Raw genomic sequence first — 15,163 nt, forward strand, 5'->3', positions numbered from 1 at the left:
CGGCGGCGTACCCGCGCGCCCGTGCGCACTTCACGACAGGAACACAACGATCATGATCGACTTCGATTTCGCGGCGCTGCGCCGCATCGGACTCAATAACCCCATCGCCGCACGCCTGGCCATGCACGACCGCGGCCATCCCGCGCGCGTGGCGAGCGTGCACCGCAGCGCGCTCGTCCTGCACGACGGCCTGCGCGACTTCCCTGCCCGGCTCCATCCCGCCCTCGACGCGGCGCCCGCCGTCGGCGACTGGGTCCTCTTCGACCACAACGAGCAAGACGAAGCCTGGGTCCACACGCTCGTCGACCCGCTGAATGAACTGGTACGGCGCGACGCCCACGGCACGCGCCAGCGGCTCGCCACGAACATCGACACGGCCTTGCTCGTGATGGGTCTCGACGGCGATTTCAACCTGCGCCGGCTGGAGCGCTACCTGATGGTGGCGCGGTCGTGCGAGGTGTCGCCCGTGATCGCCCTGACGAAGGGCGATCTCGTGCCGGACGCGGACCGGAAGGCCGCGCAGGTCGGCGCCCGCCTGCCGGCGGAGATCCCCGTGTTGCGCGTGCATCCGCTGGAGCAGGCGGCCGCCGACGCGCTGGCGCCGTGGACCGGCGCGGGCCAGACGCTCGTCCTGCTCGGCACCTCTGGCGTCGGCAAGTCGACGTTCACGAACACGCTGGCGAACGCGCACCAGGCGACCGGCGGCGTGCGCAAGGGCGACGACCGCGGGCGCCACACGACGACGTCGCGTTCGCTGCACCTGTGCGCCGGCGGCGCGTGCGTGATCGACACGCCGGGACTGCGCAGTTGGCAGCCCGACGCCGACGAGGACGATGTCAACGCGGCCTTCGCCGACATCGCGACGCTCGCCGCGCACTGCCGCTTCCACGACTGCACCCACATGGAGGAGCCGGGATGCGCGCTACGCGGCGTCGTGGACGCGGACCGCCTGTGCAACTACCGCAAGCTGTTGCGCGAAGCGCGGCATGCGGCGGCCACGCCGCTGGACCGCATTGCGGAGAGGTCGAAGTGGAAGGTGCTGAACCGGATGGCCAGGGCGCGCGCCCAGGCCAAACGCTGAGCGGTTCAGCGCAGCAGCCGCAGCCCGTACAAGCCGCCCGCCATCGAACCGTCCCTGGCGACGAATTTCACCTCCAGCTTGCCGTTCGCGCCCTGCACGAGCGCGGACGGCAGCGCGAAGTCGCGGGTATAGAAATCCTGCGCTTCTCCGGCCGCCAGTTCGACTTCCGCAACACGCTGGCCGTTCACGACGATGTCGAACTTGCGGCCCGCGTCCCCGCGCGCGAACGTCAGGCGCAGGGCCTTCGCTTCGCGTTTCGGATCGCTGAGCTGGTAGCTGAACCACTTGCTCGCGTGGCGCCAATGGCGGCCGCTGTTGATGCCGGCGTCGGCGCCCTCGCCCTTGAAGCCGTGGTCGACTTCCGGCTGCTGCTCGCCCGGCGCCACCTGGTCGATGGTCTGGGCGTCCAGCACCAGCCGCTCGGCTTCCTTGGCGGCTTCTTCCTGCTTCAGGTGCGCGTACTCGGCCGGCGTGCTTTGCGGCCAGTAGATCATGTAGCGCGAATCGTGCAGGCGGAAGAACGGAATGAACTCGGTCAGCGATCCCGCCCCGCCCTGCACGACGCCGGGCGCCGTGAACGTCAGCGGCTTGCCCTTCACCGGCTTGAAGCGCTTCGTGAAATCGCGGCTGTCCGCCACGAAGGTGGGCGCCGCCTCCAGCGGGCACACCTGGCCGGACGGCACGTGGCCCATGCGCGTATCGTCCGCGAAGAAGTTCAGGTGCTCCGTCGGGAACGGATTCGTCTTCGCGGCCAGCACGATGGGGCCGTACAGCACGGCGTAGTAATTCGACTTGTCCGGCATCTGCTCCAGGTGCATCGCCATCGGCAGGCTCACGTCGACGCGATCGCCCTTCCGCCACGTGCGATCGAGGCCGACGTAGCTGCCGGGTTGCGCATCCACCTTGACCGGTTTGCCGTTCACCTTGACGGCCAGCTTGCCCGGCGCGACCCAGGCCGGGTAGCGGATCTTCATCGTGAACTTGGCATCGCCGTCGACGGTGATGTGCGTGTTGGCCTGGTCCGGGAAGTCGTTCGCCTGCGTGATCTTGACGTTCTTCTCGCGCCAGTCGAGCGTGGACGGGATGAACAGGTTCACGAACAGTGCCGCATCGCCGCCCTTCGCCTCATGCGCGTAAATGAATTCGCCGTACTTCGCGTGGCTCTCGATGCCGGAGCCGACGCAGCACCACATCGCCTTGTCCACCTGCGAATACACGCGGTAGTGGTTCGGGCGCATCGGCGTGAAGTAGACGAAACCGCCCGTGCCGGGATGCTCCGACGCGAGGATGTGGTTGTACAGCGCGCGCTCGTAATAGTCCGCGTAAGACGCCCGCCTTGCTCCGTCCTTCGAGGTCTCGAACAACATCTCGGTCAGCTTGAGCATGTTGTAGGTGTTGCAGGTCTCCGGTCCCTCGACCTCGTCGATCATCGGGCTGAAGTCGTTGGCGTCGTTGAAGTGCTCCCTCACGCTGTTGCCGCCGATGGCCACCGTGCGGTGGTCGACGACGGTCTGCCAGAAGAACGCGGCGGCATCCGCCATGTCCTTGCGGCCCGTGAGTTCGCCGATGCGCTTGAAGCCGATCACTTTCGGGATCTGCGTGTTGGCGTGCAGGCCCGTGAGCTTGTCTTCGTGCTTTTCCAGCGGCTGCAACAGGGCCTGGTGCGAGAACCGCAGCGCCAGATCCATATACTTGCTGTCGCCCGTCATCTGGGCGACGTCGGCCAGCACCTCGTTCATGCCGCCCTGCTCGGCCTTCAGCATCTGCTGCATCTGCTCGTCCGTCAGGTGGCTCGTCAACCGCAGCGCCCAGTCGGACAGAGCGATCAACATCGCCCTGGCATCCTCGTTGCCGGCGTAGCGGTAGGCGTCGCGCAGGCCCGCGAAGATCTTGTGCAGGTTGTACCACGGGACCCATTTGCCGTTGACGGAAAAATTATCGGCGTGGAGCTTGCCGGCGGCGACGTCGCGCCACGCGGCGCGTCCGCCCGGGATGCCGCCCAGGTAGCCATCGCCGTTGGCGGTCTGCGCGCGCTTGAGCTCCGCGACGAAGTAGTCGAGGCGCCGCTTGACCTCCGCATCGCCGGTCGACGCGTACATCAAGGCCAGCGCGGACAGGTAGTGGCCGCCCATATGGCCGTCCAGGCCGGACGATTCCCAGTTGCCGTAGCTGGGCTGCTTGGGCGTGAGGCCCGCCTCGCGCAGGTAGGGCGCCAGCAGGCGGTCCGGCTCCAGCGCCATCAGGTAGTTCAGGTCCGTCGCCTGGGCGTCCAGGAACGGGCTCGCGCCCAGGCGCACGTCCCGCAGCGGGAACAGGTCGGCGGCTTGCGCCGAGGCGGCGCCCAGGGCCAGCAGCAGCGCGGCGATGCGGCTCAGCTTCATTTGACTTCCTCGCTCACGTATCGGTTGAGGTCTTTCGGATCGACGGTCGGCCAGCCGTCCTTGTCCCAGTGGATGTCCAGCACCTTCAGCTTCTGCTTGTAATGGTCGGCCGTCTCGTAGGCGTGCAGCACGAAGACGTCGCGGCCGTCGAACGTGTAGGCGCTGTTGTGGCCCAGCGCCTTCCAGTCCTTGTCGCCCTGGATCACGAGCGAGCCGCCGCCCTGCGCCATGTCCCTGCCCGCGCGGTCGAGATAGGGCCCCTTGACGTCATGGGCGCGGCCGACGACGACGTGATAGGTGCTCTCCGGCCCGCGGCAGCACAGGCCCCACGAGACGAACAGGTAATAGTACCCGTTCTTCTTGAAGATGAACGGCCCTTCGATCTCGGCCGGCCCGGCCTGCTCGTCCGGCGTGAACGCGGGACGCTCGCGCCGCGCGATGGTGTGCCATTCCTGCGGCTCGGCGAGCTTCGTCCAGCCGGCGTCCAGCTTGACGAGCTTGATGCCGCCCCAGAACGAGCCGAACGTCATCCAGCCTTGGCCCTTGTCGTCCTCGACGACGTTGGGGTCGATGGCGTTCCACATGTCGCGGCCCGGCACCGACTGCACCACCATGCCCTGGTCTTCCCAGCGGTAGTTCGGCGCGCGCGGATCCAGCGTGGCATTGGTCGTCACGCCGATGCCCGACGTGTTCTTGCCGAACCCGGACACCGAGTAGTACAACAGCCAGCGGCCGTCGTGCCGGTGGATGTCCGGCGCCCAGATATGGTCGTTGAACGTCGGCGCCGCGCGCTTCGCCCACGCCGGTGCGCCGGCGAACACGCGGCCTTCCGGCTTCCAGTGCAGCATGTCGGACGACGAGTAGAACGTGATCCCGGGGCCGGTGCTGAACACATAATACGTGCCGCCTTCCTTGGCCATCACGGGGTCGTGCACGCCGACCTGCGACGCGTGGGCCGTCAGCGCCGCGGCCAGCACCGCGGCGAGCGCCAGCGCGCCGGCCCCGAGTCTCGTCTTACGCATGGTTCGTCCTTTCGATTACGTGCCGGTGCGGATGCCCCACAACGACACGCCGGTCTTCGACTGCGCCGTGAAGGTCACGACGAAGGCGTTCGCGTTCGGGTTCCACTGGCGCGACAGCACGCCGCTGTAGGTGACGCCGCCGATCACGATGGCGACGTTGTTGTTGCCGTTGTGCGTCCAGGTGCCGCTCACCGCGCCCGTCACCGTGCCGGCGCTCTCCAGCCGGATGGCCTGCGACTGCTTGACCGTGGCCGAGATATCCTTGCCGTGGTCGACCATCTTGTACGCACCGGCCGCGTCCGCGCTCGTGACGGTCGCGGACAGCGTCGTCGCGCTCGTCGCCAGCGGCACGTAACGCAGCGGCGCCGCCACCGGCCAGCCGTCCTCGTTGATGAACATCTCGTGCACGCGCACTTCGTGGTATTCGCCCTGGCCCGGGAAGCGGGTGTGGAAGATCAGGAAGTACTGGTTCGTCGCCGCCTCGTAGCGCGCCGAGTTGTGGCCCGGCGAGACATAGCCGATGGGCGTGCCCGACTCCCCGTTCGCCACCGCGAACTGGTAGTTGCCGAACAGTTTCTGGCCGTACGGCGCGATGCTGGCGTCGTCGAACAGGGGCTTGGTCGGATCGGCCTTCACGTCGGCCATGTCCTTGCCGGTGGCGTCCAGGTACGGGCCGTCCGGGTTCGTGGAACGCGCCACGCGCATGTTGTAGCCGCCGTCGGCAGCCAGTCCGCCGAACGACGTGAACAGGTAGTAGTACTTCGTCTGCGGGCTGTACATCACGTACGCGCCTTCGATGCGCGCGTGGTTGCCGCCCATGAGGTGCTTGCCGTAGCCCTGGCCGGCGACCGGCAGGCCGGTGGCCGGGTCCATCGCCATGATGAAGATGCCGCCCGAGTACGAGCCGTAGATCATCCAGAGCTTGCCGTTCGCGTCGCGGAACGTGTTCGGATCGACGACGTTCGGATGCTTGAGCGCGTCGTACACGGTACCGTCCGGGCTGACCTCGCCCCACATGCCGGACTTGAGGAACACCTGCTTGTTGACGTACGGGCCCTCGATCTTGTCGGCGACGGCCACGCCCAGCGCGGAGCGCGGCGAATCGCCCTTGCACGCGTCGTAGTACATGTAGAACTTGCCGTCGTCGAGCTGGATGACGTCCGGCGCCCACAGGTCCGTGACCTGGGCCCACGCGAACGTGTCGGCCAGCGCCGTCGTCACCTTCGTGAACAACGGATTGGCGTCGTTGACGCCGTCGGCGATCCTCGTCCAGTTCATCAGGTCCGTGGTCTTGGCGGCCGCCAGGTGCGAGCCGAACGCGTACCAGGTGTCGCCGACCTTGATGACGGCCGGGTCGTGCACGGACACGTTGGCGAAACTGATCGCGGCCTGCGTCGATGTATCGGTCGTCGGCGCCGGCGTCGGCGCGGGGGTCGACGGCGTGGTCGCGATCGGCGTGCTCACCGCCGCGGCACCGCCGCCACCGCCCCCGCCGCAACCGGCGAGGAGCAGCGCGGCGGCCACGGCGGCAGCCAGCGCACGCGGAGTCAATGCGTGCGCCATGGCTCAGCCCTCCACGGCCAGGACCAGCACCGACTTGGCCGGCACCTTGATCGTCAGCTTGCCGCCGCTGGCGTTGGCGCTGAACGGCACCGGCTTGACGGCGTCCTTGTGCTCGAACGTGTTGTGGGCGTCCATCGCATTCGCGGTCAGCAGCTGGCCGCGCACGGCGCCGACGTTCTGGCCGGCGACGTTCAGGACGACGTCGGTGGCCTCAATCGGGTTCGTGTTGACGAGGGCGACATAGGTCTTGCCGTCCTTGGCCTTCGCGGCCGACGCGCTGATGCCCGGCACGCCCTGGCCGTTCTCGCCGTAGGTCGTGTTGTTGGACAGCGTGACCGGCAACGACGTCGCGCCTTGGAACGGCACGTACATCTTGTACGCGTAGTAGGTCGGCGTCAGCAACATCTTGTCGTTGTCGGTGATGATCATGGCCTGCAGCACGTTGACCATCTGCGCGATGTTCGTCATGCGCACGCGGTCGGCGTGGGCGTGGAACATGTTGAAGTTGAGCGCGGCGACGATGGCGTCGCGGATCGTATTGCGCTGGAACAGGAAGCCCGGGTTCGTGCCCTTCTCGACGTCGTACCAGGTGCCCCACTCGTCCACGTCGAAGCCGATCTTCTTCTCCGGGTCGTTCTTGTCGAGGATCGCGACGTTCTTGCGGATGAAGTCTTCCATGCGCAGGGTCTGGTGCATGGTCGAGAACCATTCCGATTCCGGGAAGCCGGTGGCGGCGCCCTTGTGCTGCCAGTTACCCGTCGGCAGCGTGTAGTAGTGGAAGCTGATGCCGTCCGTGCGGCCCTTCAGGTCGCGCGAGAGGACGTCGGTCCAGCTGGTGTCGTCGGCCGTGCCGCCGCTGGCGATCATCTTCGGACGCAGATGCTGCGGCGCCTTCAGGAACGTATTCCACTGGCGGTACAGGTCGGCGTAGTACTCCGGACGCATATTGCCGCCGCAGCCCCACGACTCGTTGCCGATGGCGAAATAGGCGACCTTGAACGGCGCCGGGTGGCCGTTCTTCGCGCGCAGCTGGGCCAGCGACGACTTGCCTTCCGACGTCATGTATTCGATCCACTCGGACGCTTCTTGCGGCGTGCCGGTGCCCAGGTTGCCGTTGACGTAGGCGTCGGCGCCCAGCTGCTCGACGAGGTCGAAGAATTCATGCGTGCCCACGGCATTCGTTTCCGGCACGCCGCCCCAGTTCGTGTTGACCTTCACCGGACGCTTGTCGCGCGGGCCGATGCCTTCGCGCCAGTGGTATTCGTCGGCGAAGCAGCCGCCCGGCCAGCGCACCAGCGGCACGTGCATGGCCTTCAGGGCGCCGACGACGTCGTTGCGCCAGCCGCGCGTATTCGGGATCTTCGAATCCGGGCCGACCCACAGGCCGCCGTAGATGCCGGTGCCGAGGTGTTCGGCGAACTGGCCGTAGACGTCCTTGTCGATCACGGCGCCCGGCTTGTTCGCGTCGACCGTGACGTTGACCTGGGCGAACGCGGCGCCGGCGCAGAACGCGGCGGCGATGCCGAGGGCGAGGATGGTGGGTTGGAATGGTTTCATGGGGTCTCCGTTGTTATAGTCGATGAACGTTTTCAGGGATGAACGGCAGATGCCGCGAGCGCGGCGGGGATCCTGCAGAGCGTCGTCCCCACGCATGCGGGAACGACGCTTTGGGGCTAACGGGAAAAACGCGGCGGGCGCGTCACACCCAGCCTGCGTCGACGATGAATTCCTGGCCGGTGCACATCTTGCTGTCGTCGGCGGACAGGAACAGCACCATCGCGGCGATATCCTCCGGCATCAGCTTGCCCGGCAGGCACTGCGAGCGCGCGATCTCGGCTTCGCCCGACTCGTCCAGCCACAGGTCGATCTGGCGCTGGGTCATCACCCAGCCCGGCGTGACCGTGTTGACGCGGATGTTGAATTGACCGAGGTCGCGCGCCAGGCAGCGCGTCAGGCCGATCACGGACGCCTTGGTCGTCGCGTAGATCGGGTAGTTCGGGTTCTTGGCGTGCCACGACATCGAACTGAAGTTGATGACGGAACCGCCGCCGCGCCGCTTCATGCCCTCCAGCGCGGCCTGCACGGTGAAGAACATCGGACGCTGGTTGATGGCGATGCGCTCGTCCCAGTACTCGACCGAGATTTCGCCGATCTGGTGGCGCTGGTCGTTGGCGGCGTTGTTGACGACGACGTCGAAATCGCCCAGCTTGGCGGCCATCTCGGCCATCACGGCCTGCAGGCTCGGGATGTCCGTGATGTCGCAGTAGCGGTACATCGGTGCCGTGTGGCCCGCCTTCTCCAGGCGCGCGACCAGCGCCTCGCTGGCGTCGCGCATGATGTCGACAAACCCCACCAGCGCGCCCTGCTCCACCAGCGCGGCCACGATCGCTTCGCCGATCCCGCTGCCGCCGCCCGTCACGAATACCCGTTTGCCTTCCAGGCTCCCGTACTTGGCTAAAGTACTCATTGTCGTCTCCATCCGAATAATTATTGTCGGCGGTGCCGCGCGGGCACCGCCGTTGCTACATTAAAGCTTATTCCTTGCCCAGCGCGCCGTCGCGGCGGCGCCAGATCCCGCGCGGGTTCTCGTCGCGCAGCACCGCCGGCAGCAATGCCTGCGGCAGGTTCTGGTACGCCACGGGGCGCAGGAAGCGGAAGATCGCGCCCGTGCCCACCGAGGTGCTGCGGCCGTCGGCCGTGGCCGGGAACGGACCGCCGTGCACCATCGCGTGCGCCACTTCGACGCCGGTGCCGAAGCCGTTGGCCAGGATGCGGCCGACCTTGCGCTCCAAGGTCGGCAGCAGCACCTGCGCCGCCGCGATATCGCCTTCCTCGAGGTGGATCGCGGCCGTCAGCTGGCCCTCCAGGTGCTCGATGACGGCGCGCATCTGCTCGACGTCCTTGCACACGACCAGCAGCGAGGCCGGGCCGAACACTTCCTCGTGCAGCTCCTTGCGGGCCAGGAATTCGTCGCCTTCCACGCGGAACAGCGCGGCGTGGCCTTGGTTATCGTCGTGCTCGAGGCGCAGCAGCGTGGTCACCGCCTCGTTGCCGGCCAGCGCGGCGACGCCGCGGCGGAAGCTCGATGCGATGCCGGCCGACAGCATCGTGGCCGGCTGGGTGTCGTTCAGCGCGCTCGTCGCCGCCGCGCAGAACGTCGACAGGCCCGGGCCGTCGATCGCCAGCACGAGGCCGGGGTTGGTGCAGAACTGGCCGACGCCCAGGGTGAGCGACGCGGCGAATTCGCGGCCGATGCGCTCGCCGTGCTGTTCCAGCGCCTGCGGCAGCAGGAACACCGGGTTGATGCTGCTCATCTCGGCGTAGACCGGGATCGGCTGCTGGCGGCCCGCAGCGACGGCCATCAGCGCCGTGCCGCCGGAACGCGAGCCGGTGAAGCCGACGGCCTGGATCGCGGGATGCGCGACCAGCGCCTGGCCGATGCCGTTGCCCGTGCCGGTCAGCAGCGCGAACGTGCCGGCCGGCAGGCCGCACAGTTCGACGGCTTTCACGACGGCGCGCGCCACCAGTTCCGACGTGCCCGGGTGGGCCGAGTGGGCCTTCAGCACGACCGGGCAGCCGGCCGCGAAGGCGGACGCCGTGTCGCCGCCGGCGACCGAGAATGCGAGCGGGAAGTTCGATGCCGCGAACACGGCGACGGGGCCGACGCCGATCAGGCGGCTGCGCAGGTCCGGACGCGGCGGCGTGCGCTGCGGCAGCGCCGGGTCGATGCGCGGGTCCTGCCACGAACCTTCGCGCAGCAGGCTGCCGAACAGTTTCAGCTGGTTGCAGGTGCGACCGCGCTCGCCCTCGATGCGGCCGCGCGGCAGGCCGGTCTCCGCCATCGCGCGCTCGACGAGCGCATCGCCCAGGGCCATGATCTGCTCGGCGACGGTGTCCAGGAACGCGGCACGTTCTTCGTCGGTCGTGTTGCGGAAGACATCGAACGCCTGGCCGGCCAGGCTGCAGGCCTGGTCGATCTGGGCGATGTCGACCATGTGGAAAGCGGGTTCCAGGTGCTCGCGCGCGGTCGGGTTCCACGCCTTGAACGAGCCGCCGTTGCCGCGCTGGGCGGCGCCGCCGATGAGGGCTTCGCCGGTGATCTGTGCCAGGGTGATGTCGGTCATAAGGTCTTTACTTTCGCAAATTGAGTCGGGTGGACGGCCAGCTTGTTGCGCAGCGCCGGGCCGAATTGGGGCGATTCGATCTCGAACGTTTCGCCCGCCTTGACCTGCACGCTGTCGGCAAAGCTCAGGGTGGCGGTGCCGAAGAAGTGGATGTGCACGTCGCCCGGGCGGTTGAACAGGCCATACTTGAAGTGGTGATATTCCAGGTTGCCGATCGTGTGCGACATATTCTGTTCGCCCGACACGAAGGCCTTTTCCCAGCGCACGGAGCCGTCCGCCGCGCGGATGCGCGACACGCCCTGCACGTGGGCCGGCAGTTCGCCGACGAGCAGCGCCGGACCGACGCCGCAGTTACGCAGCTTGGAGTGCGCGAGGTACAGGTAGTTCTGGCGTTCCGTCACGTGGTCGGAAAACTCGTTGCCGAGCGCGAAACCGACGCGGTACGGCTGGCCATCCGCGCCGATCACGTACAGGCCGGCGATCTCCGGCTCTTCGCCGCCGTCCAGCGAGAAGTCCGGCATTTCCATCTCCTGGCCGCCGGCGCGCACGATCGAGCCGTCGCCTTTATAAAACCATTCCGGCTGCACGCCGGCCTTGCCGGCTTCCGGCTTGCCGCCTTCGACGCCCATGCGGAACATCTTCATGGAGTCGGACAGCGTCTCGACGTCGCCGCCGATCTTCTTGTGCATGGCGTCGCGCGTGTCGGCGCTGCCCAGGTGCGTCAGGCCGGTGCCGGTGACGTAGCAGTGGGCGGCGTCCGGGTGATCGATCGGGGCCAGCAGGCGGCCCGCTTGCGCGATCGCTTCGTAGGATTCCTTGTCGCCGGTCGCGGCGGCGTCGGCCAGCGCGGCCAGGCCCTTGCCTTGCGCGATGGCGGCGTTGGCCAGTTCCAGCGTGGTGGCGTAGCCGGTGATGGCGGTGACGGTGTCGCCGTTCAGGATGCCGACGCGGCGGTCGCCGGCGGCGGATTGGTATTGGATGAGCAGCATGGTCAAATGTCTCCGGTGCGCAGTGCGCGATGAATATGGCAATGGTGGGCACGTTTCATTTGAGGCCCCCGGCCTCAAATGCCCACCCTACGTAGGGTGGGCGGCCCCCGCCCACCATTACGCGTGCCGGATCAATGGGAATGCTTGGGCACGGCCGAGCCGCGGCAGCCGACGAGGAAGTCGAAATCGCAACCCTCGTCCGCCTGCAGCACGTGGTCCAGGTACAGGCCCGCGTAACCGGTGCGCGGCGGCTCCTTCTGGTTTTCGGCGCGGTCGGCCAGACGGGCCTGGATTTCCTCTTCCGGCACGTCCAGGTGCAGGCGGCCGTTCTTGCAATCGAGTTCGATGAAGTCGCCGTCCTTGACGATGCCCAGCGGGCCGCCGGCCCGCGCTTCCGGCGCCACGTGCAGCACGACGGTGCCGTAGGCGGTGCCGCTCATGCGCGCGTCCGAGATGCGCACCATGTCGGTAATGCCCTTGGCCAGCAGCTTCGGCGGCAGGCCCATATTGCCCACTTCGGCCATGCCCGGGTAGCCCATCGGACCGCAGTTCTTCATCACGAGGACCGAGTTCTCGTCGACGTCCAGCTCCGGGTCGGCGATGCGAGCCTTGTAGTGGTCGAAGTCCTCGAACACGACGGCGCGGCCGCGGTGCGTCATCAAGTGCGGCGACGCAGCCGACGGCTTCAGCACGGCGCCGCGCGGCGCCAGGTTGCCGCGCAGGATGCAGATGCCGCCGTCGTCGATCAGCGGGTTGTCGATCTTGCGGATCACCTCGTCGTTGTAGATCGGCGCATCCTGGTTGTTTTCCCACAGCGTCTTGCCGTTGACGGTCAGCGCATCCTTGTGCGGCAGCAGGTTGTTTTCGCCCAGGCGGCGGATCACGCCCGGCAGGCCGCCGGCGTAATAAAACTCTTCCATCAGGAAGCGGCCGGACGGCTGCAGGTCGACGATGGTCGGGGTGCCCTTGCCGATCTTGGTCCAGTCTTCCAGTTCCAGAGGCACGCCCACGCGGCCGGCGATCGCCTTCAGGTGGATCACGGCGTTGGTCGAACCACCGATGGCGGCGTTCACGCGGATCGCGTTCTCGAAGTTTTCGCGGGTCAGGATCTTCGACAGCTTCAGGTCTTCGTTGACCATCTCGACGATGCGCATGCCGGACATGTGCGCCAGCACGTAGCGGCGCGCGTCGACGGCGGGGATCGCGGCATTGTGCGGCAGCGAGGTGCCCAGCGATTCGGCCATGCAGGCCATCGTCGACGCGGTGCCCATCGTGTTGCAGGTGCCGGCGGAACGCGCGTGGCCCGCTTCGGCGGCGAGGAAGTCGTGCATCGAGATCTGGCCGCCCTTGGCTTGCTCGTGCAATTTCCAGACGGCGGTGCCGGAACCGATGTCCTGGCCGTTCAGCTTACCGTTCAGCATCGGGCCGCCGGTGACGACGATGGTCGGCAGGTCGACGCTGGCCGCGCCCATCAGCAGGGCCGGCGTGGTCTTGTCGCAGCCGACCAGCAGGACGACGCCGTCCATGGGGTTGCCGCGGATGGATTCTTCGACGTCCATGCTGGCCAGGTTGCGGGTCAACATGGCGGTCGGACGCAGGTTCGATTCGCCGTTCGAGAACACCGGGAATTCGACCGGGAAGCCGCCCGCCTCCAGGATGCCGCGCTTGACGTGCTCGGCCAGCTTGCGGAAGTGCGCGTTGCAGGGCGTGAGTTCGGACCAGGTGTTGCAGATGCCGATGATCGGCTTGCCCTGGAATTCATGATCGGGGATACCCTGGTTCTTCATCCAGCTCCGGTACATGAAGCCGTTCTTGTCCTGGGTGCCGAACCACGCTGCGGAACGCAGGGTGGGCTTCTTCTTTGTCTCGGACATGTTCCTTCCTCCGTCGTCGTTTTTGTATTTCTGAGTGCCTTGGTGATGCCAAGCTCAGCGATGGAGAAAGTCTAAAGGCCGATAAGATAACTTTCCAATCAATTTTTAGCAGGGATCGATATCGTTATCGGCATCAATGTTAACGCAATCAGCGCTGTCCGGCGAAATACACCTCTGGTAAACCCCGAATCGGCAGGGCTTGCGCAAAGACGCCACCGGATTTCGGGGCGTCCGCCAGCTGGCCGGCGCGCAGCCCGACTGTTGCGGAAGTGACATACAACACGTCGAGGTCCGCCCCGCCGAACGCGGGACAGGTCGGTTGCGGCGCGGGCAACGACAATACGCGGTCGACGCTGCCGTCGGGCGCGAAGCGCACGACCTGGCCGGCGCCCCAGCGCGTGCTCCACAGATAGCCGTCGGCGTCGATCGTGGAGCCGTCCGGATCGCCGGGGGCGACGTCGGCCGCCACGAACTGTCGCAGATTGGCCACGGCGCCCGTGTCCGGATCGTAATCGCAGCAGCGGATCTCGCGCGTGCCCGAGTCCGCGTAATACATGGTGCGGCCGTCCGGGCTGAAGCAGATGCTGTTGGCGATGGCGACGCCGCCCAGCGGCAGGCGTTCCAGCGACAAATCGTGGTTCAGGCGGTAAAAGCTGCCGATCGGCTCTTTCGGGTTCTCGGCCTGGTTGAACACGCCGAACACGAAACGGCCCTGGCGGTCCGTACGGCCGTCGTTCAGGCGGGTGGTGGGCAGGTCGGCTTCGACGTCGCAGATGCGTTCGACCTCGCCGCTCGCCAGGTCGAAGAACGCCAGGCCGGACGCCAATCCCAGCAGCAGGCGGCCTTCGGCGCCCGTCAGCGCCAGCGAACAGAGCCGTTCCGGCAGCGGCCAGCGCCGCAACGCGCCCGTCGCGGGCGCATGCGACCACAGCTCGCTGCGTTCGATGTCGGTCCAGAACAGGCACCCGGCCCTGTCGTCCCAGATGATCCCCTCGCCCAGCACGTGCCGGCCATCCACCGCCAGTTCCATCGTCATCGCAAGCCTCTTTGCTCTTTTTGCTTATTGCGCGACCGAGAAGCGGAAGCGCGATTCCGTTTCGTACACCTCGCCCGGACGCAGGATCGTGTTCGGGTACGACGGCTGGTTGGGCGAATCCGGGTAGTGTTCCGGTTCGATGCAGAAGCCGCTGCGGAAGATCCACGGGTGACCCTTGCCCTCCAGCGAACCGTCCAGGAAATTACCGCTGTAGAACTGCACGCCCGGTTCCTGCGTGAACAATTCCAGCACGCGGCCCGACACCGGCTCCAGCACGTGCACGGCGCGCTTGAGGGCGCGGTCGCCGGGGCGCTTGTTCAGCACCCAGCAATGGTCGTAGCCGGTGCCGTGGCGCAGTTGCTTGTCCGGTTGGCCGATGCGCTCGCCGATCGCGCGCGGCTTGCGGAAATCGAACGGCGTGCCGGTCACGGGCGCCAGTTCGCCGAACGGGATCGATTCCGCGTCGATGGGCACGAATTTGTCGGCGTCGATCGTGATCTCGTGGGCAAGGATGTCGCCCTGTCCCGCGCCGGCCAGGTTGAAATAGCTGTGCTGCGTGAGGTTGACGGGCGTCGGCTGGTCGGTGACGGCGTGGAAACGCACGACGATCTCGTTGTCGTCCGTCACGCGGTACGTGACCGTGGCCACCAGGTTGCCCGGGTAGCCCTGCTCGCCGTCCGGGCTGTCATAGCGCAGGACGAGGCTATCGCCTTCGACGACGCCCGTCCACAGCACCTTGTCGTAGCCCGGATTGCCGCCGTGCAGGTGGTTGTTGCCGTCGTTCGTCGTCAGCTGATAATCCTTGCCGTCCAGCGTGAAGCGGCCCTTGGCGATGCGGTTGCCGTAGCGGCCGATCAGGGCGCCGAAATACGGGCTGTCCTTGACATAGGGTGCGAGCGTCTCGAAGCCGAGCGCCACGTCGGCAAAGACGCCGTCGCGGTCCGGGACGTGGATCTCGGTGATGATCCCGCCGAAATCCAGGACCCTCACGACCATGCCGCGATTGTTTTGGAGCGTGTACTGGGTGACTTGCCTGCCGTCGGGCAAGGTCCCGAACGGCGCCTGGGTGATTCCGTTTTGCACGTTGTTATGT

General features: G+C 67.0%; 11 protein-coding genes. 1 reads left to right on the top strand and 10 read right to left on the bottom strand.

All coding sequences use genetic code 11. The features are described from left to right. The first annotated feature begins 52 nt into the window (after positions 1-52). Entirely contained in the window at positions 53-1,081 is a 1,029-nt protein-coding gene (gene rsgA, locus ISF28_RS25375) for a ribosome small subunit-dependent GTPase A (RefSeq protein ID WP_198119960.1), read from the top strand. A 5-nt stretch (positions 1,082-1,086) separates the two neighbouring features. On the opposite strand, the gene ISF28_RS25380 is transcribed toward rsgA, so the two are convergent. The 10 genes from ISF28_RS25380 to ISF28_RS25425 all read right to left on the bottom strand — a co-directional run bounded on the left by ISF28_RS25380 (position 1,087) and on the right by ISF28_RS25425 (position 15,153). After that, positions 1,087-3,462, bottom strand: coding sequence for a glycoside hydrolase family 127 protein (locus tag ISF28_RS25380; RefSeq protein ID WP_198119961.1), 2,376 nt, complete (start codon positions 3,460-3,462; stop codon positions 1,087-1,089). Next, positions 3,459-4,484, bottom strand: coding sequence for an arabinan endo-1,5-alpha-L-arabinosidase (locus tag ISF28_RS25385; RefSeq protein WP_198119962.1), 1,026 nt, complete (start codon positions 4,482-4,484; stop codon positions 3,459-3,461). Before ISF28_RS25385 ends, ISF28_RS25380 begins: the two co-directional genes overlap by 4 nt. 15 nt (positions 4,485-4,499) lie before the next feature. Continuing rightward, the gene (locus tag ISF28_RS25390) at positions 4,500-6,047 is read right to left on the bottom strand and encodes a glycoside hydrolase family 43 protein (RefSeq protein ID WP_198119963.1); all 1,548 of its coding nucleotides are present in this window, start codon (positions 6,045-6,047) and stop codon (positions 4,500-4,502) included. A gap of 3 nt (positions 6,048-6,050) precedes the next feature. Continuing rightward, positions 6,051-7,604: an alpha-N-arabinofuranosidase gene (locus ISF28_RS25395; protein ID WP_198119964.1), complete on the bottom strand. Its 1,554-nt coding sequence runs from the start codon at positions 7,602-7,604 to the stop codon at positions 6,051-6,053. Between the two features lie 142 nt (positions 7,605-7,746). After that, a complete protein-coding gene (locus ISF28_RS25400; protein WP_198119965.1) occupies positions 7,747-8,514 on the bottom strand; it encodes an SDR family NAD(P)-dependent oxidoreductase in 768 nt (255 codons plus the stop codon). Positions 8,515-8,581: 67 nt separating this feature from the next. Further along, a complete protein-coding gene (locus ISF28_RS25405; protein WP_198119966.1) occupies positions 8,582-10,171 on the bottom strand; it encodes an aldehyde dehydrogenase (NADP(+)) in 1,590 nt (529 codons plus the stop codon). Then, on the bottom strand, positions 10,168-11,160 hold the full coding sequence (araD1, locus tag ISF28_RS25410; protein ID WP_198119967.1) for an AraD1 family protein: 993 nt from the start codon (positions 11,158-11,160) through the stop codon (positions 10,168-10,170). The genes ISF28_RS25405 and araD1 overlap by 4 nt, the downstream gene beginning before the upstream one ends. Positions 11,161-11,291: 131 nt before the next feature. Beyond that, positions 11,292-13,034 carry an IlvD/Edd family dehydratase gene (locus ISF28_RS25415; protein ID WP_198119968.1) on the bottom strand — a complete coding sequence of 581 codons (1,743 nt, stop codon included), beginning with the start codon at positions 13,032-13,034 and terminating at the stop codon, positions 11,292-11,294. A gap of 148 nt (positions 13,035-13,182) precedes the next feature. After that, entirely contained in the window at positions 13,183-14,070 is an 888-nt protein-coding gene (locus ISF28_RS25420; protein ID WP_198119969.1) for an SMP-30/gluconolactonase/LRE family protein, read from the bottom strand. 24 nt (positions 14,071-14,094) lie between these two features. Further along, complete coding sequence (locus ISF28_RS25425) at positions 14,095-15,153, bottom strand: aldose epimerase family protein (RefSeq protein ID WP_198119970.1); 1,059 nt, start codon at positions 15,151-15,153, stop codon at positions 14,095-14,097. Positions 15,154-15,163: the final 10 nt, after the last annotated feature.

This window comes from Massilia rhizosphaerae (assembly GCF_016093545.1).
GTDB classification, from domain to species: domain Bacteria; phylum Pseudomonadota; class Gammaproteobacteria; order Burkholderiales; family Burkholderiaceae_D; genus Telluria; species Telluria rhizosphaerae.

What these genes read in the sequence shown, in the direction of transcription:
- ISF28_RS25415 (WP_198119968.1), bottom strand. Translation starts at nt 13,034, where the DNA reads ATGTCCGAGACAAAGAAGAAGCCCACCCTGCGTTCCGCAGCGTGGTTC.
- ISF28_RS25390 (WP_198119963.1), bottom strand. Translation starts at nt 6,047, where the DNA reads ATGGCGCACGCATTGACTCCGCGTGCGCTGGCTGCCGCCGTGGCCGCC.
- rsgA (WP_198119960.1), top strand. Translation starts at nt 53, where the DNA reads ATGATCGACTTCGATTTCGCGGCGCTGCGCCGCATCGGACTCAATAAC.
- ISF28_RS25400 (WP_198119965.1), bottom strand. Translation starts at nt 8,514, where the DNA reads ATGAGTACTTTAGCCAAGTACGGGAGCCTGGAAGGCAAACGGGTATTC.
- ISF28_RS25380 (WP_198119961.1), bottom strand. Translation starts at nt 3,462, where the DNA reads ATGAAGCTGAGCCGCATCGCCGCGCTGCTGCTGGCCCTGGGCGCCGCC.
- ISF28_RS25395 (WP_198119964.1), bottom strand. Translation starts at nt 7,604, where the DNA reads ATGAAACCATTCCAACCCACCATCCTCGCCCTCGGCATCGCCGCCGCG.
- ISF28_RS25405 (WP_198119966.1), bottom strand. Translation starts at nt 10,171, where the DNA reads ATGACCGACATCACCCTGGCACAGATCACCGGCGAAGCCCTCATCGGC.
- ISF28_RS25420 (WP_198119969.1), bottom strand. Translation starts at nt 14,070, where the DNA reads ATGACGATGGAACTGGCGGTGGATGGCCGGCACGTGCTGGGCGAGGGG.
- ISF28_RS25385 (WP_198119962.1), bottom strand. Translation starts at nt 4,484, where the DNA reads ATGCGTAAGACGAGACTCGGGGCCGGCGCGCTGGCGCTCGCCGCGGTG.
- araD1 (WP_198119967.1), bottom strand. Translation starts at nt 11,160, where the DNA reads ATGCTGCTCATCCAATACCAATCCGCCGCCGGCGACCGCCGCGTCGGC.